Source organism: Streptomyces sp. NPDC111656 (assembly GCF_055656965.1).
The window spans coordinates 208,059-230,784 of sequence record NZ_JBVKCA010000009.1; the positions used below are offsets into that span (position 1 = coordinate 208,059).

General features: G+C 67.1%; 9 protein-coding genes and 5 pseudogenes. 9 read left to right on the forward strand and 5 right to left on the reverse strand.

Annotation, left to right across the window (positions count from 1 at the left end):
• Positions 1-17: 17 nt before the first annotated feature.
• Positions 18-524, reverse strand: coding sequence for a hypothetical protein (locus ACZ7M3_RS26795; protein ID WP_472066219.1), 507 nt, complete (start codon positions 522-524; stop codon positions 18-20).
• Between the two features lie 158 nt (positions 525-682).
• Between ACZ7M3_RS26795 and ACZ7M3_RS26800 the strand changes: the two genes are divergently transcribed.
• Positions 683-3,400: a SpoIIE family protein phosphatase gene (locus tag ACZ7M3_RS26800; protein ID WP_472066221.1), complete on the forward strand. Its 2,718-nt coding sequence runs from the start codon at positions 683-685 to the stop codon at positions 3,398-3,400.
• Positions 3,401-3,482: 82 nt separating this feature from the next.
• Positions 3,483-3,651, forward strand: a pseudogene (locus ACZ7M3_RS26805) (ribosome small subunit-dependent GTPase A); the annotation flags it as partial.
• A 584-nt stretch (positions 3,652-4,235) separates the two neighbouring features.
• Here the strand turns inward: ACZ7M3_RS26805 and ACZ7M3_RS26810 are convergent.
• Positions 4,236-4,847 carry a hypothetical protein gene (locus ACZ7M3_RS26810; RefSeq protein ID WP_472066223.1) on the reverse strand — a complete coding sequence of 204 codons (612 nt, stop codon included), beginning with the start codon at positions 4,845-4,847 and terminating at the stop codon, positions 4,236-4,238.
• Positions 4,848-4,976: 129 nt separating this feature from the next.
• Here ACZ7M3_RS26810 and ACZ7M3_RS26815 point away from each other — a divergent pair.
• A pseudogene (locus ACZ7M3_RS26815) lies at positions 4,977-6,324 on the forward strand (IS701 family transposase).
• 18 nt (positions 6,325-6,342) lie between these two features.
• On the opposite strand, the pseudogene ACZ7M3_RS26820 reads toward ACZ7M3_RS26815, so the two are convergent.
• A pseudogene (locus tag ACZ7M3_RS26820) lies at positions 6,343-6,695 on the reverse strand (transposase); the annotation flags it as partial.
• Positions 6,696-6,847: 152 nt separating this feature from the next.
• Here ACZ7M3_RS26820 and ACZ7M3_RS26825 point away from each other — a divergent pair.
• From ACZ7M3_RS26825 to ACZ7M3_RS26840, 4 genes are all read left to right on the forward strand, one after another.
• Positions 6,848-7,003: a hypothetical protein gene (locus ACZ7M3_RS26825; protein ID WP_472066225.1), complete on the forward strand. Its 156-nt coding sequence runs from the start codon at positions 6,848-6,850 to the stop codon at positions 7,001-7,003.
• A gap of 295 nt (positions 7,004-7,298) precedes the next feature.
• Positions 7,299-11,627: a LamG-like jellyroll fold domain-containing protein gene (locus ACZ7M3_RS26830; protein ID WP_472066227.1), complete on the forward strand. Its 4,329-nt coding sequence runs from the start codon at positions 7,299-7,301 to the stop codon at positions 11,625-11,627.
• Positions 11,628-11,756: 129 nt separating this feature from the next.
• On the forward strand, positions 11,757-18,170 hold the full coding sequence (locus ACZ7M3_RS26835) for an RHS repeat domain-containing protein (protein ID WP_472066229.1): 6,414 nt from the start codon (positions 11,757-11,759) through the stop codon (positions 18,168-18,170).
• The gene (locus tag ACZ7M3_RS26840) at positions 18,167-18,574 is read left to right on the forward strand and encodes a hypothetical protein (RefSeq protein ID WP_472066231.1); all 408 of its coding nucleotides are present in this window, start codon (positions 18,167-18,169) and stop codon (positions 18,572-18,574) included. Before ACZ7M3_RS26835 ends, ACZ7M3_RS26840 begins: the two co-directional genes overlap by 4 nt.
• Positions 18,575-18,744: 170 nt before the next feature.
• On the opposite strand, the pseudogene ACZ7M3_RS26845 reads toward ACZ7M3_RS26840, so the two are convergent.
• Positions 18,745-18,963, reverse strand: a pseudogene (locus ACZ7M3_RS26845) (IS630 family transposase); the annotation flags it as partial.
• A gap of 316 nt (positions 18,964-19,279) precedes the next feature.
• Here ACZ7M3_RS26845 and ACZ7M3_RS26850 point away from each other — a divergent pair.
• Positions 19,280-19,729 (forward strand): annotated as a pseudogene (locus ACZ7M3_RS26850) (polymorphic toxin-type HINT domain-containing protein); the annotation flags it as partial.
• Between the two features lie 392 nt (positions 19,730-20,121).
• A complete protein-coding gene (locus tag ACZ7M3_RS26855) occupies positions 20,122-20,958 on the forward strand; it encodes a barstar family protein (RefSeq protein ID WP_472066233.1) in 837 nt (278 codons plus the stop codon).
• A 462-nt stretch (positions 20,959-21,420) separates the two neighbouring features.
• On the opposite strand, the gene ACZ7M3_RS26860 is transcribed toward ACZ7M3_RS26855, so the two are convergent.
• A complete protein-coding gene (locus ACZ7M3_RS26860) occupies positions 21,421-22,605 on the reverse strand; it encodes an IS701 family transposase (protein ID WP_472066235.1) in 1,185 nt (394 codons plus the stop codon).
• Positions 22,606-22,726: the final 121 nt, after the last annotated feature.

The window sequence follows — 22,726 nt, forward strand, 5'->3', positions numbered from 1 at the left end:
GCCCAGGTGTGGCCAAGCTACGGAAACGCCACATCGTGCTCGCGTTCACACCCGTCGTGCTGGAGGTGCAGTCGACGGAGGTCCTGCAGGGCGGCGACGGGAAACGGGTGCTCGAGCCACTTCGTCAGATAACCGTCCTCACCGTGGAGCCGAAGCACCGATTGAGCGGCCTCCATGACGACGTGCCCGAGGAGGCTGCGGGTCTGCGTGGAGGTCCAGGAGGGTGTGCCTTCCCGGTCGGGCGCATCGAAGCTCGTGGACATGTCGGGAAACCGATGGATCGCGATGTCGACCTCCGAGCCCCTGCTGCGGAGGACCCACCTCGCTTCGGCCGGTTCGAGGTCGAAGGAGAAGCGCTGGACGGCGAAGGTGCCGTAGAGACCCGCGACGCCGTGGAGCAGGTCGGCCAGGGCATCGGTGAGGTAGCTGGCGAAGCCCTGCCACTCCGAAGAGCTGTCCGCGATGCGGCAGGTCGCCCAACCGGTGCCGCTCAGTTCCCAACCGAACCGGAGATCAATCGTCATCCCGCCCCTCCCGGTGATCGTCCCCGGAGACGGTACAGCGGAGGGATGCCGCCAGTCGCGCTCGTGCCGCCGCTCTCGGCGGGTGGGCGCGTCCCTGGGCGATCACGGGTCACGGGTGGGCCATGGCCGCTCGGGATCACCAGTGCTAGAAAGGTCACATGGCGAATCGTTTCGCCGGTTTTCGACGCCTTTCACTCAGGCCACTGGTCAGCAGGAGCCCGCGAAGCGTAGCCGGGCAGGTGTTCGTTCTTCAGGTGGCCCTGATCGTGCTGCTCGTGGCCTGCGGTGTGTTCGCCCTTGCCCTGCAGTCGGAGCGGGACACCACCGCCGAGGCCAAGCGCCGCTCCGTAGCCACGGCGGAGACCTTCGCGCACTCTCCCGGGGTCGTGGCGGCACTGCGGACCCCCGACCCGAGCAAGATCCTCCAGCCGGCCACCGAGGCGGCCCGCAAGGCCGCCGGGGTCGACTTCATCGTGGTCATGAACACCAAGGGCATCCGCTACACCCACCCCATACCGGGCTTGATCGGAAAGCGGTTCGTGGGCACCATCGGGCCGTCGCTGGCGGGGAAGGTCTACACGGAGAGCGTCCACGGCCCGCTCGGCCACGAGGTGCAGGCCACCGTCCCCATCAAGGACACCGGGCACAAGGTGGTGGGCCTGGTGTCGGCCGGTCTGAAGGTCAAGAACGTGACCAGTGAGGTGAACCGGCAACTACCGATCATCCTGGGCGCCGGGGCCGGAGCGCTCGTGGTGTCCACCGGGGTGACGGCACTGGTGGTCAGGCGGCTGCGACGGCAGACCCACAGCCTGGCCCCGGACGAGATGACCCGCATGTACGACCACCACGACACGGTGCTGCACTCCGTACGCGAAGGAGTGCTCATCGTCGCCGGCGACGGGCGTCTGCTGCTGGCGAACGACGAGGCCAGACGGCTGCTGGAGCTGCCCCCCGACGCCGAGGGACGACTCGTGTCGCAGCTGTCGAGCCTCGAACCCGAGATGGTGGAGCTGCTCGTCTCCGGGCGCGAGGCCACCGATGAGGTGCACTTCGCCGGGGAGCGGCTGCTCGCGGTCAACCAGCGGCCCACGGGGCGCGACGGAGGCGTCGAGGGAACGGTGGTGACGCTGCGCGACTCCACCGAGCTCCAGGCGGTCACCGGCAGGGCGGAGGTCGCACGGGAGCGGCTCAAGCTGCTGTACGACGCCGGACTCGGCGTCGGCACCACCCTGGACGTGCGGCGCACCGCCGACGAGCTGGCGCGGGTCGCGGTCCCCCGCTTCGCCGACTTCGTCACCGTCGACCTGGCCGACGCCGTGCTGCACGGCGAGGAGCCGGCCACCACGGCGACGGACCTGCGACGCATCGCCGTGTGCGGCCTCCGGAACGACCATCCGCTCTACGAAAGGGGCCGACTGATCGACTTCGTGCCCTCCACGCCCCAGGCGCGCGGCTACGGCAGCGGTCGCTCCGAACTGGTGACCGATCTGTCGACCGCCGTGGGCTGGCACGCGCAGGACCCGGAGCGCACCAGGGCGATCATCGACTACGGCATCCACTCCCTCATCGCCGCCCCGATCCAGGCCGGCGGTGTCGTGCTGGGCGTGGCCAACTTCTGGCGCGCCAAGCAGCACGAGCCCTTCGACGAGGAGGAGCTGTCGCTGGCGGAGGAGCTGGTGGCCCGTGCCGCGGTCAGCATCGACAACGCCCGCCGCTACACCCGCGAGCACGCGCTGGCGGTCACCCTCCAGCGCAGCCTGCTGCCGCGGGCCCTGCCCGAGCAGAGCGCCCTCGACGTCGGTTACCGCTACCTGCCCGCCCAGTCGGGCGTGAGCGGGGACTGGTTCGACGTGATTCCCCTGCCGGGGAGCCGGGTGGCGCTGGCCGTCGGCGACGTGGTCGGCCACGGCCTGCACGCCGCCGCCACGATGGGGCGGCTGCGGACCGCGGTGCACAACTTCTCCACCCTCGATCTGCCCCCCGACGAACTGCTGAGCCATCTGGACGACCTGGTCGGCCGGATCGACCAGGACGAGCGGGACACGGATGCCGCCGCGGGCGTCGTGGGCGCCACCTGTCTGTACGCGATCTACGACCCCGTGACACGCCGCTGCGTCATGGCACGTGCGGGGCACCTGGCGCCCGCGCTCGTCCACCCCGACGGAGCCGTCACCTTCGTGGACGTGCCGACCGGACCTCCCCTCGGCCTGGGCGGCCTGCCGTTCCAGACCGCCGAACTGGACATCCCGGAGGGCGCCCAGCTCGTCCTGTACACCGACGGCCTCATCGAGGACCGCAGACGCGACCTGGACGTGGGCATGGAACTGCTCCGTGACGCGCTGGCGGGGCACCCCGACCGGTCGCCCGAGGAGAGCTGCCAGGCCGTGCTGGACGAACTGCTGCCGGGGCGTCCCAAGGACGACGTCGCCCTGCTCATCGCCCGCACCCAGGGGCTGCCGCCCGACCGGATCGCCGACTGGGACGTGCCGCTCGACCCGGCGGCCGTCGCCGGGATGCGCGAGACGGTGTCCCGGAAGCTCGACGAGTGGGGCCTGTCCGAGCTCGGCTTCAGCATGGAACTCATCCTGAGCGAGCTCATCACCAACGCCATCCGCTACGGCTCCGAGCCGATCCACGTACGGCTGATCCACGACCGTACGCTCATCTGCGAGGTGGCCGACAGCAGCAGCACCTCGCCGCATCTGCGGTACGCGGCGACCATGGACGAGGGAGGCCGGGGCCTGTTCCTGGTGTCGCAGATGGCCGAGCGCTGGGGCACCCGGTACACCCCCCAGGGCAAGGTGATCTGGGCCGAACAGGCACTGCCGCGGACCACCGGGCAGCCCGGCCCGGGAACGCGGTCGGGCGCGCGGTAGTTCGATGGCGCCGCGGGTCCGTGTGCCGCCATGGTCGTGACTGTTCGAGCGGTGACCGATGGTCGCCGCGGGTGACTCGTGCCGGGTCGCCGTCGAACCCGCGGGCAACCCGCGCCACGTGCGCACGTATCTGCCGCGCCGTACCGCCTTCGTACGCTCCACCTCCTCCAAGCGCTCCGAGGCAGATCCTGGCGGCCAACGTCGACTACGCCGTCGTCACCGTGTCCCTCGCCCTGGAACTCGGCCTCGGCCTCCTGCCGCTCCCTGGTGCCCACGGGAAGCTGGGGTGCCGGGAACGCGACGAGCCCCGGCCAACTCCCAAACCCGTCACCGCACTTCGGCCCGCGCCGACCGGATCGCAGTGAGGGCCTTGGGCTCGGCTGCGGCGAGGGGGTCGATGAGGCGGGAGACCGTGGGGTCGGGCGCCACCAGTCCGAACACGCCGGGCTAGCAGCACCGACCCTGCCTGCGGGACCGCACACGCGGATATGCCCCGCTACTCTTCCTCGCCCGGGAATTGTCTCTTTTGCTGCCGCTGCGGTTCGAGCGTGCGTGACGCATTCCGACCAATGGAGCTGTGTGCCTTGTACTTTTAGGCGGACGTCGATCGAGAATTTCTTCAGGGGTAGTCGGTCACTCCATCGGCAGAACGGAGACGCAGGTCGTCGCTCCGGTGCTTCGCGCCAGGAGCCTGCTGCCAACGGCACGCGCGTCGCTGCCAGGATCGGACTTCTCGAGGGCCAGGGAACAGGCGCGCTACGGTCTCGGGCGGCTCGGCAGGGTTCACCTGCCCTTGGGCGAGTCTGCTCGTGAACGCGCGAGGCTGGGTTCTGCCTCACTCCCTCGATCGCGCTGCTTTCCGGTGTTTCATGGCGAAGGCGCCTGCGCCGGCGGCCGCCAGGAGGGCGGCGCCGCCCGCGTACCAGGTGGCCGGCTTGGTGATATCCCCCAGGTCCGCGGTCCAGGTGGAGCCGTTGGGCGGAAATTCCAGGGTGGCCGAGACCTGTTGTCTGACCATGCCGCTCTCGAGTTTCAGGGTGGCTTTCCACGGGCCGTCGGGCAGCTTTGGATCCAGGTTGGTGGAAACGGTGCCGACTTTCCCTGGCAGCAGCGTAGTTCCGGGTTCAACGTAGAATGGTCCGGCGCGCAGACCGCCGGGTCCGTCGGCCAGATCCAGCTTCCCTTTCAGGTCCAGCGCGCGCCCTCCGGTGTTGCGGACACGCGCGGTGACGATGGGAATTCCGGCCTTGGTCCTGTGCGCCAGGAGCGCTTGGATGCGGAATGCGGAGGGTGGCTCTCCGCCCTCGCCCACATCCAGGTACATGCGGATCCCGACGCGGCTGATGACGCCGACGTTGTGGGTGGAATCCGTCGTGTCCTTGTTTTGCGCCCAGATCACCGCGTAGCGCTCTCCCGTCGAAGCTGACCGGGGAATGGTGACCTTCACCCTCGCCAGGGCTTTTTCGCCAGGCTTCAGGGACAGTCACGGCAGCTGTAGTTCCAGCGTCCGGGCTGGTCAGCGTGTTGCCGGGGCGGGTTGCGGGCATGAGTACGGCCACAGTGATCATGAACGTTTGTGACGACGTATCAAGACGCGGTGGCCGTGGAGGCAACGATAGCCGAGCGGGCGTGGGGCGAGGCGTTCGGGAGGGCGATGCGGGAGGTCGCGGGCTGCTTTGCGCGACGTGAAGCCCGGGCGACGGCGGCGGAGTTGGTCGCGGGGCTGTTGCCGGAGGTGGACACGCGGAAATGCTGGACGCTCGCGCAGTTCTGGGACATCCGGGCCCGCACCGGCTGCAGCACCTGCTCTCGCGCGCCCGGTTCGACCATGAGCGGGCCCGGCAGGAGATCGCCTGCCTCGTGATCGATGAACTCGCCGGCCAGAGCGTGGTGTTGGTGGCGGACGAGACAGGGGATGCGAAGTCGTCCACGGACTGCGTGGGCGCCGGCCGGCAATACTCCGGTGCAATCGGCGGTGTCGGACTGTGCCAGGTGGCGGTGCACCTGGCGGCGGTCACCGCGACGACGAAGGTGATCATCGATCGGGCCCTGTATCTCCCGGCGGACTGGGCTGCGGACGAGGAACGCCGCGAGGTCGCCGGAGTGCCGCTGGAGATCACCTTCGCGACGAAGCCGCAGCAGGCGCTGGCCATGGTCACCGACGCGTTCGCCGCCGGCCTGAAGGCCCGCTGGTTCGCGGGCGACGAGGTGTACTGCGGGCGCGAAGTACGCCGGGGCATACGGGCGCTGGGGCTCGGCTACACCGTTGGTATCGCCGCCACGTACCAGGTCATCGACGGGACCGGACGCCGGAGGCCCGCAAAATGATCAACAAGGTACGGCCCGGGCAGTGGATGCGCCGGCAGACCGGACACGGCACCAAGGGTGCCCGCGAGTACGACTGGGCCTGGCTCGATGTCCGCCCCGACGACGCTCCCGACGAGAACCGGAACGAGAAGGAGTCCGGGACGAGTGTGCTGGTCGCGCGGCGGCACCGCTACACCGGCGAGGTGTCCTACTTCCGCTGCTGGGCACCCGGCGACGTCTCGCTCGGCACGCTGGTGGAAGTGATCTGTCGCAGGTGGCGGATCGAGGAAACCTTCCAACTCGCCAAGGGCTTCACCGGACTCGACCAGGGCCAGGTGACCTGCTGGAACTCCTGGATGCGCTGGTCACGGTTCTCCCTGATCGCCGCCGCCGTCCTTGCCCTCACGGCCACCGCCGTCCACGACGCCGCCGAGGACGAGCCCGCGCTCGTCCCGCTGAGCTGCCCCGAGCTCATCCGGCTCCTGCGAGCCCTCGTGCTGCCGCCACCCGTCCGCGACCGCGAGCACGTCCTGCACTGGACCGCCTGGCGACGCCATCACCAAGCAGTCGCGACCGCCTGCCACCAGCAAAGACACCACCGTCACGACCAACCATGATCAAGAACTACAGCTGCCGTGTCTGTTGACGACTTCGACGTCGATTCCGAGGCTGGCGCCGTGCTCGATGACGGCGTCTTGAAGCCGGTGTCGACCCAGCCCTTGGAGATGGTCGGGTAGGTCTTCTTGGCCTGGTCGAGGAGGCGTATTCCGACGGCGTTCTCGGAGAGGCTCGCGGCGGTGACGGTCCCGGCAAGGATGAGTCCGAGCGTGTCGGTGAGGATGCCTCGTTTCCTGCCGACGATCTTCTTGGCGGCGTCGGTTCCCTGGCTGGTCAGGGGCACGTTGGTGGTCTTCACGCTCTGGGTGTCGATCACGGAAGCGGTTGGTTCGGGCTTGCGTCCTTCCTTCACGCGGGCCAGGCCGGTCAGGCTGGTGGATTTGGGCCAGCTCGAGTGGTCGTGACCAGGTCCTGCTGGTGCTTCGAGTGGCCCGGATTCGCCGATTCCGGGACGGATTCACCGCTCAACTTCGAAGAACCGACATGTCTCGTTTCCGAGCCCGGCCCGGCGGAGGGGGGCGTTTGCCGGTCTCTGCCCTCTCCGGCTCGGTCGGCACGGGCACGCTGATCGCGGGCGCCTCGATCGCCATGATGGTCGCCATCTGCTGTCTCGGTGCCGGGTCATCCGCGCTTCGGATGTTCGGGGGCGTGCTGACGCAGGCGTACATGACAAATTGAGCCACTAGTGCCGAAACGTGGCGATTTTGTGGAGCGAACGTGAAGTACTTCACACCCCGGCTTCACTTGATTAGTGGATCTCGTGGCCTTTGTCCACTTGTGAGTCTCTGGTTAACGGACTGGAAGTGCCCGTACCTTGCGGTCTGTTTGATTGAAAACATCCAGTCATAGCCCAACGCGGCGTTGTGGGGGAGCAGTTCATATGAATACGCACGGGGGGAGACGTCGGCTACGCGCAGCCGGCGTGGTGCTCTCCGCGGCCTTAGTGCTGGCGGCGAGCGCATCCAACAGCGCCATGGCAGTGGCCGGCGAGAACGCCGATGCCTCGGCCGTCGATGCCGCCAAGGCCGTCGGGACCGCTGAAACGGGTGGGGCGGCCAAGGCCGCTGGAGACGACGGAGGTGGCGAGGACTCCAAAGCGCTGGACGAGGCCGCACGTACGGGTAAGTCGGTAGAGATCTTCTCGTTGCGCGGTGAAAGCAGCGAGGTGTACGCCACCCCGGAGGGGCACTTGGAAGCCCGGGAGCATTTGCGTCCGGTGCGGACCCGGGTGGATGGCGTGTGGCGGGACATCGACACCACTTTGACCCGAGGCGCGAACGGAGCGGTGGTACCCAAGGCCACGACCGTCGGTCTGACGTTCTCCGGCGGGGGTTCGTCCCCGCTGGTGCGGATGACGAAGAACGGCCGTGAACTGGCGCTGTCCTGGCCCAAGGACCTGCCCTCCCCGGAGCTGAACGGGAACACCGCCACCTACCCGGACGTGCTGCCCGGTGTCGATCTGCGGATGACGGCGCAGCAGGACAGCTTCTCCCAGCTCTTGGTCGTCAAATCGGCTGAGGCCGCGGCGAGTACGGAACTGAGCGAATTGCGCCTGAAGCTGGACACCGAGGGCATGCAGATCAAGGAGACCGGTGACGGCGGCCTGGCGGCGATCGACCAGGGAGCCGGAAGCGCGGTCTTCGAGGCTCCCCGCCCCGTGATGTGGGATTCCAGCACCAAGGCGCCCGGCACTGCGAGGCAGTCCCAGTCCGCCACCGGGCTCGCCCGAACGGCGTCGCCGAGCACCTCACGGAGCTCGGTGGCCGGGGCCGCCGGCACCGAAGCCGCCGCCAGCCCTACCGCCGCCGCCGGCCCCACCGCGTCCGAGGGCGGGTCGGACGCCTCCGAGGCCGTCGCTGCGGAGTCCGGAAATGTGGCGCCGGTCGGCGTGGAGGTTCCCGCCGCGCAGGACACTCTGGTGCTGACACCGGACACCGGCGTGCTCAGGGGCAAGGACACGGTGTACCCCGTGTTCATCGACCCCCAGTGGTACTCCCCGAAGGCCGCGGCGTGGACGATGGCCTCCAAGTACTGGGCGTCGTCGCCGCAGTGGAAGTTCAATTTCGACTCGGACGCGGGCCTGGGGTACTGCAACTGGTCGTACTGCGCGCCGTATGACACCAAGCGGCTCTTCTACCGCATCCCGACCTCCAAGTTCGCCGGCCGGACCGTGCTGCAGGCGGAGTTCGTGGTCCGCAACACCTGGTCGGCGTCCTGCTCGGCCCGGGGCGTGGAGCTGTGGCGTACCAAGGACATCTCCTCCTCGACGACCTGGAACTCGCAGGACAACGACGCCTTCTGGATCGATCACCTGAAGACGGAGTCGTTCGCCTACGGATTCACCGGCTGCGCCGCGAAGGACGCCGAGTTCGACGTGAAGTCCGCGGTGCAGCAGGCGGCGGACAAGAAGTGGTCGACGATGACCTTCGGCATGAAGGCCGCGAGCGAGACCGACGGAAACGCCTGGAAGCGGTTCTCGGACGACGCCTATCTGCGCGTGCAGTACAACCGCCCGCCGCCGCAGGTCAAGATGTCGCAGCTGACCATGGAGTACGGCGGCTCGTGCAAGAAGCCCGCCGCCGCCGCGCGGGTGCGCACGCTGGGCAAGATCTACGCGAACGACATCACGGACCCCGACGGCGACTCCGTCTCCGTGGAGTTCCGGGCGAGCTGGGACACCGGTGACGGCAAGGGTGTGGTCACCCGCTGGAAGTCCGGTCTGACGACGGCGAAGAAGTCCGGCTCGGACTTCGCGATCACCCTGCCGTCCTCCATCCCCGCCAACAAGACGGTGAACTGGTACGTCCACTCCTACGACGGGGCCCAGTACTCACCGTGGTCGTACACGGGTGACCCGACCGCCTGCTACTTCGTGTACGACACGAGCGTGCCGAAGGCGCCGGCCATCTCTTCGGCCATCTACCCGGCCTCCAATCCCGACGACCCCGACGACCCCTGGTACGACGGAGTGGGTCAGTACGGCGACTTCGTGATCACCGGCGCCGTCTCCGACGTGACGAAGTACTGGTTCGGCCTCAACGGCGACCCGATCTCGGCCAACACGGTCACCACCTCGAGCGGAGCGGCAAAGATCGTGCCGGTACTGCCGGTCAAGCCGGGCCTCAACACCTTCACGGCGCGGTCTTTCGACTCCGCGGGCAACGGCTCCGAGATCCGCACCTACCAGTTCCGGGTCAAGGCGGGGCAGCGTGAGCGTGCCGACTGGTCCATGGACGAGGCGGCCGGCGCCACCCAGGCAGCGGGCAGCGCACCCGAGCAGACCGCGACCCTGCACAACGGCCCGACACCGAACGTGGAGGGCAAGTTCGGCAAAGCGGTGCAGTTCGACGGCGTCGACGACTACGCCGACACCGACACCGCCACCATCAACACCGACGTCAGCTTCTCGGTGTCGGCCTGGGTCAAGCTGTCCGCCATGCCGTCCGGAGCGGCGGTCGTGGCCTCCCAACGCGGCAACAACGCACCGGGGTTCGAGCTGTACTACTCCAAGGGGTATGACCGCTGGGTGTTCAACCAGTACAGCTCCGACAGCACCAGTGCCACCCCAGTCCGGGCCATGCAGGCCGCCGCGGGCGGAGTCAAGGCCGGGGAGTGGACGCATCTGGTCGGCATCTACTCCGCCGGCGAGCAGCTGCTGAAGCTGTACGTCAACGGTGCGCTGGCCGGGTCCACGGCCTACTCCACGGCCTGGAACGCGCGGCGCGGCATGGTGATCGGCGGCAGCTTCCTCAGCGGCACACCGACGGCGCCCTTCCCCGGCGCCATCGACGAGGTGAAGACCTTCGAGAAGCCGCTGTCGGCGGCCGACGTGGCGAGCCTGTACAGCTCGAACTCGATCGGCGGCCGTCCGGCACGCGCGGTCTTCCACATGGACGACGCTGCCGACGCGACCGCTCTGAGCGGCCGGGCCGATGTGAACCCCGCGGTCCTCAAGGGCGGCGCCACGACGGGCGCGGCCGGTGTGGACGGCAACGCGCTCACCCTGGACGGGACCGACGACTACGCCACCACCGGCGCCCCGCAGATCAACACCTCGTACAGCTTCGCCGTCTCGGCCTGGGTGAAGTTGTCCAAGACCAAACCGACGCACACCGCGACCGTCTTCGCGCAGATCGGCAGTACGGTGACGGGACCGGCGCTGTACTACTCCAACTCCTACGACCGCTGGGTATTCGCCCAGCGCAGCGCCGACACCGCCGACTCCACGGTGGTGAGGGCCATGCAGCCCGAGGGCACCACCGCCTACGGCGGTGAGTGGGCGCATCTGGTCGGCGTGCAGGACACCGTGGCCGACACGCTCTCGCTGTACGTCAACGGCACCCTGGCCGGAACCGTGGCCCTGCTTCCGACCTGGTACGCCGGGGGCGCGGTGCAGATCGGAGCCGGCGCGTTCGAGCGTACGCCCACCGTGTTCTTCCCCGGCCAGATCGACGACGTGCGGTTGTTCGACCGGCCGGTGTCGGCCGGTGAGGTGCAGCAGTTGTTCAAGCAGCGCGCGGTGGTCAAGGGCCGCTGGAAGTTCGAGACGGCCACCGGCTCCCCGCTGACCTCGCCCGATGCCTCGTCCTCCGGTAACGCCATGACCCTCTACAACGGCGCCCAGGCCGGGAAGGGTGGGGTCGAAGCCGGCTTGGGCGGCGTCGACGGTACCATCACCCTCGACGGCACGGACGACTACGCGGCGGCTCCCGTGGTGCCGGTCGACACCAGCGCCAGCTTCACCGTCAGCGCCTTCGTCCAGGCGGCCGCTACTCCGACGAGTCCGGTCACCGTCATGAGCGCTCCCGGATCCAAGAAGAGTGCGTTCGCGGTGCGCTATGAACCCAGCGCCACCCCGGCCACCGATCCGGGCCGCTGGCGGATCGTCACGGCTGACTCCGACAGCGACTCTGCCGCTGTCTCCGACATCGGCAACGGCATGTTCTACGGCCCCACCGACTGGAACCACGTGGCTCTTGTCTACGACGGTTTCTCCAAAGAGGTCCGCCTCTATGTCAACGGCGAGCTGCAGGAGACCGCGTGCGACGACAGCAACGACGACGGGGTGCAGGACGACCCGAGCTGCACCGACACCGTGTCATGGGCCGACGACGTACTGACCTACAAGGCCGCGAAGACTTTGCAGCTCGGCCGTGACACGACCGGGACCACGTCCGGCCAGTACTTCCCCGGTTCGCTCTCCGACGTCTGGGTCTTCCAGGGCGCACTGACCGAGACCCAGATCGATCACCTCGCCGCCGGTGCGCCGGGCGTGGAGACCGTCGTTCCCAGCGGCGACTGACCGGCTCAGCCACCGGGAACGGGCCGGCCGCCGCACACGGTCGGCCCGTTCCCAGGCCAACTACCTCACTTCGCCGTGCGCGGCTCCCCGCTGCCCGCGGAGTACTCAACGGGAGGAAGACAGACCCGCATGAAGACCAGACCACGCATAAGAACAGGCCGGCCATGGCGCCGGGTGGCCATGGCCACGGCCGCCGTGCTGACCGCGACACTGTTACAGGCGTCGGGCGTACCCGCCGTCGCCCAGGGCTGGCGCAAGCCCAAGCTGCCGCAGGCCGAGTCGCCGGTCGCCGGTGGCCCTGCGGGCAAGGCGGTGCCCCGTAAGGTGATGAAGGGGCCCCGTACGCCCGCCGAGGCGCCGGCCACGAGCTGGCCGAAGGCGAGCGCGGCGGCGGTCACGCTGCGGCCGGAGACGACCCGGGTCAAGGGGCTACCGCTCACCCTGGACACCAAGGGCGAGCGGTCGGCGGACGCGGCCATCGGCGCCTATACCGTGAACACGCTGTCCCGCGAAGCGGCGCGGAAGACGGGGGTCGACGGACCGGTCTTCACACTGACTCCTCGTCAGGGCGGTGCCACACAGCGCGCCGGCAAGGTGCGCGCCGGGCTGGACTACTCCTCGTTCGCCGGCCTGTACGGCGGCGGTTACGCGTCTCGGCTGACCCTGGTCCGGCTGCCCGCGTGTGCGTTGACGACGCCGCAGAAGAAGCAGTGCCGTACGACCCAGCCGGTGGAGAGCGTCAACGACACCGAGAAGCAGACGCTGACCGCGGACTCTGTCGCCCTCAGCGCGAGCACGGCGACCGTCCTCGCGGCGACCGCTTCGGCGAGCAGCGCCACGGGCGACTACAAAGCCACGTCCCTGTCCGCCTCGTCGACCTGGAGCACGGATCAGAGCAGCGGCTCGTTCGCGTGGTCGTACGACATGGCGGTGCCGCAGGTGCCCGGCGGGCTGACCCCGAAGGTCGGGCTCTCGTACTCCTCCGGCGGCGTCGACGGCCGTACCGGCAACACCAACAACCAGGCCTCGTGGGTCGGTGACGGCTTCGACCTGTCGCCCGGCTTCATCGAGCGCAGTTACAAGAGCTGCTCCGACGACGGGGCGACCAACGCCGATGGGAACAAGCCGGGCGACCTGTGCTGGGCGTACGACAACGCCACGCTGTCGCTGAACGGTTCGGGCGGGGAGCTGGTGCCCAACGGCACCGACTCCTTCAAGCTGCAGAACGACGACGGCACGAAGATCGACCGGATCTACGGCTCGTCGACCGACGTGCGCTCCAACGGCGCCCGCAAGGACGAGTACTGGCGGGTGACGACCCCCGACGGAACCCAGTACTACTTCGGCTACAACCGGCTGCCGGGCTGGGCGAGCGGCAACGAGACCACCGACTCGACATGGACGGTGCCGGTTTTCGGCAACAACGCCGATGAGCCATGCAACGCCTCGACGTTCGCGGCGTCCTGGTGCCAGCAGGGCTGGCGCTGGAACCTCGACTACGTCGTGGACCCGCACGGCAACGCGCTCGCGTACTACTACGACAAGGAGACCAACTCCTACGGCCGCAACCTGACCGCCGCCGACGACACGCCGTACGTACGCGGCGGGACGGTGGACCGGATCGAGTACGGGCTGAAGTCCACGGCCATGTACTCGGCGAAGGCGCTGGCCAAGGTCAACTTCACCAGCAGTGAGCGGTGCATCCCCGACAGCTCGACCACCTGCTCGTCCATCTCCACAGGCTCCCAGTACTGGTACGACACCCCGTGGGACCTGAACTGCGACGCGGGCACCGACTGTGACAAGGGCCGGTCCTCCCCGGCGTTCTTCACCCGCAAGCGGCTCACCAGCGTCACCACCCAGGTGCTGGTGTCCGGTTCCTACAGCAACGTCGACGGCTGGAAACTCACCCACCGGTGGGGCATGGCCGACACCGACTACCAGCTCCTGCTCGACTCCATCGAACGCACCGGCTACGACGCCACGACCTCGATCACTCTGCCGAAGGTCACCCTCGCCTACACCCAGCTCGCCAACCGGCTCGACAAGACCGGCGACGGCTACGCCCCGTACATCAAGTCCCGGCTGTCCACCGTCGCCGACGAGTCCGGCGGCCAGATCGAGGTCGGTTACTCGGAACCGGTCTGTGACGCTGCCGCGCTGCCCACCCCGGAGACCAACACCACCCGGTGTTTCCCGCAGTACATCGGTGGCAGTACGACCGACGACCCGGACCGGCAGTGGTTCAACAAGTACGTGGTGAAAACGGTCACCTCGACCGACCGTACCGGCGGCTCACCCGACCAGGTCACCATGTACGACTACCTGGACGGCGCCGCCTGGCACTACGACGATGACGACGGGATGACCAAGGAGAAGTCCAAGACCTGGTCACAGTGGCGTGGTTACGGCCACGTACGAGTGCGCACCGGCGGCCAGGGCGGCGCGTCGGCCATGAAGTCGCAGACAGACACCTACTTCCTGCGCGGCATGGACGGCGACCGCAAGACGTCCTCCGGCGGAACCAAGAGCGTGCCGGTCACCCTCGACACGGGTGAGGGCGACCCGATCACCGACCACGAGTCGCAGGCCGGTTTCGCGTACAAGACCGTCACCTACTCCGCTCCCGGCGGCAAGGTGCTCGCCAAGTCGGTGAACCGGCCCTGGTACCAGCAGACCGCGAAGAAGGTCCGCACCTGGGGCACCGTCACCGCCAATCTCACCGGCAACGCCTCCAGCAAGTCGTGGACCTCGCTGGACGACGGCGCGGGCGCCAAGTGGCGGACTACGTCGGGGTCCGACACCCACGACACGACCACCGGCCTGGTCACTCAGAGCGAGGATCTGGGTGACACGGCGACCGCGAAGGACGACCAGTGCACCCGCACCACCTACGTCTCCGGCAGCGTCCCCGTCGACGCCCCCGTACGGGTCGAGACGGTCGCCAAGGCGTGCGACGTCAGCACCAGCCGCCCGGCCGACGTGATGTCCGACGTCCGCACCGCCTACGACGGCGGGGCGTACGGCGCCGCGGCGACGAAGGGCGACGCCACCAGGACCGCGAAACTCAAGGCATACAGCGGATCCAGCGCGGCCTATCTGGAGTCCACCTCCACCTATGACGGCTACGGACGGGCGCTGACCACCACCGATCTGACCGCCGACGTCACGGTCACCTCCGCGGGCGCGCTCACCCGGGCCGCCCGCACCGACGGACGGACCACGACCACCGCGTACATCCCGACCACGGGCTTCCCGACGAGCAGCACGGTGACCACCCCGCCTGCCACGGCCGGCGACAGCACCACCGCCCAGACGTCGACCACCGCCTACGAAGGGCTGCGCGGGCAGCCGCTGACGGAGACCGACACCAACGGCAAGGTCATCACCCACGCCTACGACGCACTGGGCCGCAACACCAAGGTGTGGCTGGCGGACCGGCTCACCGGCCAGACCCCGACCTACGAGTTCAGCTACACCATCATCGACAACAAACCGGTGGCGGTGGGCACCAAGACCATCGGCAACTCGGGGGTACAGGACACCTCGTACGCCTTCTACGACGGCTTCTTGCGACCCCGCCAGACGCAGGCCCCCGGCCCGAAGGGCGGGACGCTGCTCGCGGACACCTTCTACGACGAACGCGGCCTGACCACCAAGGAGTTCGCCTCCTACTACACCGACACCACCGCTCCGTCCACGACCCTCTTCAAGCCCGAGAACGCGCTGAGCGTCGAGACCCAGAACCGCTACACCTACGACGGCCTGGGCCGGGCCACCGAGCTGCGGCAGATCGCCGGCAACGGTGACGGCGGAGCGGTCCTCGGCGTCACGAAGACGATTTACGGCGGCGACCGCACCACGGTCATCCCGCCGGTGGGCGGCACCGCACAGACCACCCTCGCCGACGCACGCGGCAACACCACCGAACTGCGCCTGCTGCACGCCCGTGCCGCCGACGCCGCCTACGACACCACCGCCTACGACTACAGCCCACGCGGTGAACTGACCAAGGTCACCGACCCGGCGGGCAACGCCTGGACGTGGACGTACGACCTGATGGGCCGGCTCACCGACACCACCGACCCCGACAAGGGCGCCGGCCACAACGAGTACGACGACCGCTCCCAGCTGACCAGCACCAAGGACGCCCGCGGCACGGTCCTCGCCTCCGTCTACGACGGTCTGGGCCGCAAGACCGAGTTGCGCGACACCTCCTCGACCGGCACGCTGCGCGCCAAGTGGGTCTACGACACGATCAGCGGCGCCAAGGGTCGGCTCGCGTCCAGCTCGCGCTACAGCGGCACCCAGGAGTACAAGACGAGCGTCGTCGCCTACGACCGGCTGTACCGGCCGCTGCGCACCTCGGTGACGATCCCGTCGACCGAGGGCGCGCTGCAGGGCACCTATCTGTCGACGACCACCTACAACGCGTCCGGCACGGTGCAGGGCGTCGGCTACCCCAAGGCCGGTGACCTGGCCGCCAACACCGCGGCCTACACCTACGAGGACGGCACACTGCGGCCCATCAAGGTCAGCGGCCCGCTGAACCTGACCGCCTCGACGGCCTACAGCTACACCGGTAAGCCGCTTCAGTACTCCATGGCCGCGAATGGCGGAAAGACCACGCTGGAGACCAACACCTACCAGCCAGGCACCCAGCGGCTGGCCACCTCACGGGTGGACCGCCAGGACGTCTCCGGCGTCGACCAGTACAACACCTACTCCTACGACGAGGCGGGCAACGTCCTGTCCGTCTCCGACACCTCCCGCTCCGGCACCGACAACCAGTGCTTCAACTACGACTACCTCGGCCGGATGACCGAGGCCTGGGCCCAGTCGACCACCAGCTGTGCCACCACCCCCACCACCGCCGCGCTGGGCGGCCCGGCCCCGTACTGGACCTCCTACGCCTACGACAAGGTCGGCAACCGGCTCACCGAAAACCAGCACGCCACCACGAGCGGCGCCTCGGACACCCAGCGGAGCTACCACTACCCCGATCCGGGCGCGGTCCGGCCGCACACGTTGGGCTCGGTGGACACCACCACCGGCACAGTGAAGTCCACCGACAGCTTCACCTATGACGTCGCGGGCAACACCCACACCCGTCTGCTGGGCAACGGCACCTCCCAGACCCTGGACTGGGACGCCGAGGGCCATCTCGCCAAGGTCACCCAGCCGGTGGAGGGCGGCAGCGACAAGGTCACCGAGTACCTGTACGACGCCGACGGCAACCGTCTGATCGGCCGCACCCCGACCGAGACCACGCTCTACCTCGGGACCACCGAGGTCACCCTGGCGAAGGGCGCCACGACCGCCAAGGGCACCCGCTACTTCGACCTCGGCGGCGGCCACCAAGCCGTCCAGGCCAACGACGGCACCATCTCCTTCACTCTGGCCGACCACCACGGCACCGCCCAGTTGTCCGTCAACGCCGACACGCAGGCGCTGACCCAGCGCCGCAGCCTGCCGTTCGGCGGGCTGCGCGGCACCGTGCCGAACACCTGGACCGGTGACAAGGGTTTCGTCGGCGGCACCAACGACACCGCAACAGCCCTCACCCATCTCGGCGCACGCGAGTACGACCCGGCCACAGGCCGCTTCCTGTCGGTCGACCCGGTCTTCACGGCCACCGACCCGCAACAGATGAACGGCTACACCTACGCCAACAACAACCCGCTGACCTACTCCGACCCGGCGGGCACGGAGATCGGTTCCAAGCCCAACTCCTGCCAGTACGACGTCAAGTACTGCAGCAAGCACCAGCAGCAGGAAGTCGGCTACGACGCCAAGACCGGCACGTCCGACTACCACCGCGGCAACATCTACAAGCGCTCCCGCGCGGCGAAGAAGACCTGGGTGGCGGTGAACACCCCCGTCACGAACGACCTCAACACTCTGGCGGACAACTTCTGGTCCCCCAGGAGTATCGGCGAGGGTACCGAAGGCGATTTCTGGTTCAATCCGGCCCACGAAAACACCCATTTCAACGGCAGCGCCTGTTACGGGCGAGAGGGATGCGCTCAGGCCTACCTCTACGTGCTGCACGGCGGCAAGAGCGTCAAGAAGGCCAAGGAGATCGCGGCCACCTACTGCGTCTACAACGCCGCCGAATGCAGCAGCAAGGCCCGGGCCGTCGCACGCGGCAACGTCATCGAAGAAGCCATCGGCATAGCCCTGCTGGGATATCTGGGCGGTGCCGCCGGATCCGCAGAGGGTGAAGCCGCTGAATCGCCCGCCAGCGGTGCAGTGCGCAAGGGGGCGATCCCCGATCAGGTTCCCCATGATTACTATGACGAGATCACCTTGCGTGCGGCGAAGCATGGTGCGGGAGAGGTGATCATCCGAGACCTCGGCGATGCTCCCAGGCTGGAGGCGAACTATGGTCCGGGCGAGTGGGTGAAGATGGAGTCCACGTTGGACGACGCCAAAGGGAAAGCCATCCGAAACGTTCACTGGTTCAGGAATCTCGACACCGGGATGAATGTCGAGTTCAAGTTCAAGCGTGACTTTCCACAGATGGAGCCAAACGTAAGATGAAGGTACAGGTAATCAGTAACTCCGGAGGGCAACTACCTCTGCCCATGCTCGACTCTAAATGGGGATTGACCAGAGAAAAAGTGTTCCCCCTCTCCGTCGGAAAGGAGTACACCGTCCATGCGATCACTGCGCTGAAGGAAGTTTTCTGGTACTACCTTCTCGACGAGCGGGACCTCCCCTATCCTGTCTGGTACCCGAGTCCGCTGTTTCGAGTGTCGGACGGATCTCTGCCTGCCCATTGGGTCGTGAACTACACCGCAAACGCCATGACGCAGGATCGCATCGGAAGTTCGCTGATCACCTTCAAGGAGTGGGCGAATGATCCATCTTTCTATGAGAGATTGGTCGAGGGTGAGCCCGGCACTGTCGCCGTTTTTCGGAACGAACGGGATATGTCTGCCTGACGGTCGTTCATAGCGACGGACAAGAGCATTCCCGAATCAATTCACATGCTCCGCCAGGTATTCACTGGCGGGGCATGTGCGGATCTTGGCGGCAACAGTGGGTGGCAGCCTCGATGGATGGGCGTTCCACTCAGGCCGCCCTGCCGGGAGCCAGGAGCCGGGAGTCGGGACTACTGACCTTTTCGGATTGCCTTCGGGTGTTCTGCGATGAGGGTCAGTCCGGTCTCGGTGAGGCAGCCGTCGATGAGTTCGGGATGACGCTGGACGTGGGCGAGTCCTCGGCGGAGGGTCCGGGTGAGGTGGTCGGGGTCCGTGAAGGCGGCGTTGGCCATCCATCCGTGCCGCAGCGGGGACCAGATGCCTTCCACGGGATTCAGGTCCGGCCTGTAGGACGACTTCTGGTCCCCCCGGATGAACGGGGAGGCTACGGACGACTTCTGGTACAACCCGGCCTACGAGTCGTCCACGGCGGGCTCCGCCTGCTACGGCCGCGAGGGATGCCGCCAGGCCTACCTCTACGTGCTGCACGGTGGCAGGGACGTCGCGAAGGCCAAGGAGATCGCGGCGACCTACTGTGTCTACCACGCCAGCCAGTGCGCGGACGAGGCCAAGGAGGTCGCCCGGTGCAAGGTCATCGAGGGCATCACCAATGAGGTGTTCCTGGCCTATCTCGGCGGGGCGCAGGGAATGGAGGACGACGGGACGCCCTGCAACAGCTTCGCCCCCGGTACCGATGTCCTGCTGGCCGACGGCACCACCAAGCCCATCCAGGACGTAAAGACCGGGGACAAGGTCCTGGCCACAGACCCGAAGACCGGCCGCACCACAGTCAAGACGGTCACCGCCGAGATCACCGGCAAGGGTCTGAAGCACCTGGTCAGGATCACCCTGTCCATCGAAGTCGACGGCAAGAAACTGACCGCGTCGGTCACCGCGACGGACGCACACCCGTTCTGGGTCCCGGATCTAGGGGCGTGGGTCGACGCGACCAACCTGATCGCCGGCGAACAGCTCGAGGCGTCCACCCGGGCCGTGGTCCGGATCACCGCGGTCCAGCGATGGACCCAACAGGCCACGGTGTACAACCTCACCGTCGCCGACATCCACACGTACTATGCGCTGGCGGGTCACACCCCAGTGCTGGTGCATAATTGCCCCAAGGCGATTCCTCCCACGCCGAGGGAACTCCCGATTCCCAGGGAAGCGAAGTATCACTACACGGCCATCAAACGAGGCAATGGAATTCCTCAACTCGATGATGATGGCGTGCAGAAGATATTTCGCGGCGATAAGCCGACCCAGAGGCAGTGGGCGGGATCGAAGGAGTGGGTCGTGCCGTCGAATCGTCCGGGGAACGAAATGAGAATCCTAGAGAACGAGGAGACAGGCCGTATGGGGTGGACTGACAACCACTACAGAACGATCCAAGAATTCCCTGAGGGCTACGGAAACTAGATCGCCCGTATTTGTGAATACGCATAGAATAACCCGGGGGCTCGCGTGTGTCGCGAGCCCTTTGGGTTCCCTCATTGAATGGACTCTCGTTGATGGACGCATCGGTCCCATCCTTCGTATTCTCGTTGCACGCAGACGATGGCAGAGAAACTTCTCTCGGGAACTTCGCTGACCTGGACGATTTCTTCATCGGCTCATCCAGTGCACTGTCCGAATTCGGTGATGAAGCGGCGAGCGAGTCGCATGGCGATGGAGCCTGGCTCCACCCGCGGTTGGTTGGGCTGACCCCCTCGGACGCCTTGAAGGAATTTTGGACCGCCGGATCGTGCGGTGAAAAGCAGCTCGGGAATGTGTGGATCAACATCCACGATGCGCATGGCGAGATAATCGGCTCGTACTTTGCAGGATCCGTGACGCTGGAAGACTGGACAGAAGGCCCGGATCTGACTGTAACGGCCGTCCTTTCCTGCTGGCTCAACGTAGTTCCTGAGCGAAGCGCCGGCGCCCTATGGAAAACCTGGAGCCGCCGTGCGCCCGCATCCATGAATGATTGGGTGAATCTCCCTCTGGGGCAGCGGGAGGGCTGGATCGAGGTTGCGCAGAAGTGTCGGAAAACGTCATCCCCGGCAAAGAAGGACGGTTGTTATGTGCTCACCGGCACCGATATCAGCGATCTCGCAAGTTTCTACTGTGCCATCGGTGAGGCTATGAACGGCCCCGGCGGGTATTATGGCAGTAACCTGGCTTCTCTCGATGACTGCCTCTTCGGTGGACACGGCCCGGCAGCACCGTTCCGACTCGTATGGCAAAACTCTGTGGTTGCAATGAACTCGCTCAGCGCGCTGCCCACTCATATCAAGAACAAAACTGTGATGGATTCCATCCTCGAATGTTTCGACCGTCGCGGGGTGACTGTCGAGTTGGCATGAGAAGCCGTATCTCAACCGGTCATGGAACGTGCGGATCGTGGAAATCAAGCGATCATGTTCGGTTGAGATACGGCTTCTCATGCAAGAGATCCTGGTGGACAACCGGTGGACAGCCGTGCGTGACACTCCATCAGGGGCCTGTGGCAGGGCGCGTTGAAGGCGCGATCGGGACGTGGAGGCGCAGGATCGTACGGGGCATCTGCGGTGCTCGGAGCGACCGGCTGGCCGAGCTTCTGGATTCCAGACCCGCTCGCTGAATGAACCGCTGATCCGTCGGCCTGCTGATCACTGCGGGTCTTAGTACTGCAACGGCGTTTGTGCTGATTGATGGGCAGTTTCAGGGGCTGTGCCCGCGTCGTTTGTAGTGACTGACGCGTGCTTGATGCTGCCGTCTGCGGCGCCATGTTGACCAGTGCAGGATGTGGTCGATGGGGGTGGGCCAGCGCTGGGTGAGCCTGTGCATCAGGCGTCTGATCTCAGCGACGCTGTAGTGGATGAGCTGGGAGGATCCGTTTCTGCTTTGTCGGTGTCGAGTTCGCGGGCTCGCAGGACGGTGAGGCAGGCGTGGGCGGCCATGGCGAGGGTCATGTGGCGGTGCCAGCCGGGGTAGCGGCGGACCTGGTAGTCGTCCAGGCCGCACTCCTGTTTCGCGGTCTGGAAGCATTCCTCGACGGCCCACCGGCTGCCCGCGATCTGGATCAGTTCGTCCAGGGTGGTGTCGGCGGGGCAGTAGGCGATGCAGTAGGAGATCTTTTCGGGACGGCGGACGCTGCGGCGGGCGATGACCCAGTGCCGGCGGTCTTCCCGGTGCCAGGGCCGCACTTCGACGCGGGCCCAGTCGAACACGCGTGGGCCGTGGGCCCCGGCGCCGCAGGAGCGGCGTTTCCACTTCTGCCGTGGCAGGCCGGGGAACAGGTCGTGGACAGGATGATCGATGGACCAGCGGGTGACGACGGTGTCGTGCCGGGTGGTGGCCATGACGTGGAAGACATCTGCTTGTCCCAGCTCGAAGCGCCAGCCCTTGCTGAAGCCGTAGGCGGCATCCGCGGTCACCCACCGAAACGGGATCTGGTCGGCGATGGCTTTGCGGACCATCGCCTTGGCCATGGCCACCTTTGTCTCGAAACCCACGGTGTCGTCGATGCCGGCCCGCCGGCAGCGTTCCCGGTCGTCCGTCCACGAGGTGGGCAGATACAAGCGGCGGTCGATCAGGGCGCGTCCGCGGCAGGTGGCGTAGGCGAGGAACACACCGATCTGGCTGTTCTCGGTGCGTCCCGCGGTGCCGGAGTACTGCCGTTGCACGCCGGCCGAGCGGATGCCCTTCTTGAGGAAACCGGTGTCATCGACGATCAGGACGGCCTTGCGGTCTCCGAGGTGTTCGACGACGTAGTCGCGCACGTCGCCGAGGACTTCGTCTGCGTCCCAGTCGGTCCGGTTCAGCAGCCGGTGGATGCGGTCCGGGGCAGAGTGACCTGCCTGTTCAGCCAGTGTCCAGCCATTCTTCCGCTCGAGCGGAGCGATCAGTCCCTGCATATACGCCAGAGCCGACTCCCTCGGCTCACTGCGGGCGAACTGGTGCTCAAACCGTTCGTGCAACCGATCCAGTTCGCCCGCCCACTGCCTGGCACCAGCAAGGTCCCCACCCATGCCCACACCAACGACCAACCTGGCCAACAGTCACGCCAAACGCCGTTGCAGTACTAAGAACTCCTAACAGAATGGCCTTGATGGCCTTGGAATGTGTTGGCCCGTCAGGTTGTTGACTGGT

Coding starts and splice junctions, on each gene's coding strand:
- ACZ7M3_RS26800 (WP_472066221.1), top strand. CDS start 683: ATGGCGAATCGTTTCGCCGGTTTTCGACGCCTTTCACTCAGGCCACTG.
- ACZ7M3_RS26860 (WP_472066235.1), bottom strand. CDS start 22,605: ATGGGTGGGGACCTTGCTGGTGCCAGGCAGTGGGCGGGCGAACTGGAT.
- ACZ7M3_RS26830 (WP_472066227.1), top strand. CDS start 7,299: ATGGCAGTGGCCGGCGAGAACGCCGATGCCTCGGCCGTCGATGCCGCC.
- ACZ7M3_RS26840 (WP_472066231.1), top strand. CDS start 18,167: ATGAAGGTACAGGTAATCAGTAACTCCGGAGGGCAACTACCTCTGCCC.
- ACZ7M3_RS26835 (WP_472066229.1), top strand. CDS start 11,757: ATGAAGACCAGACCACGCATAAGAACAGGCCGGCCATGGCGCCGGGTG.
- ACZ7M3_RS26855 (WP_472066233.1), top strand. CDS start 20,122: ATGGACGCATCGGTCCCATCCTTCGTATTCTCGTTGCACGCAGACGAT.
- ACZ7M3_RS26795 (WP_472066219.1), bottom strand. CDS start 524: ATGACGATTGATCTCCGGTTCGGTTGGGAACTGAGCGGCACCGGTTGG.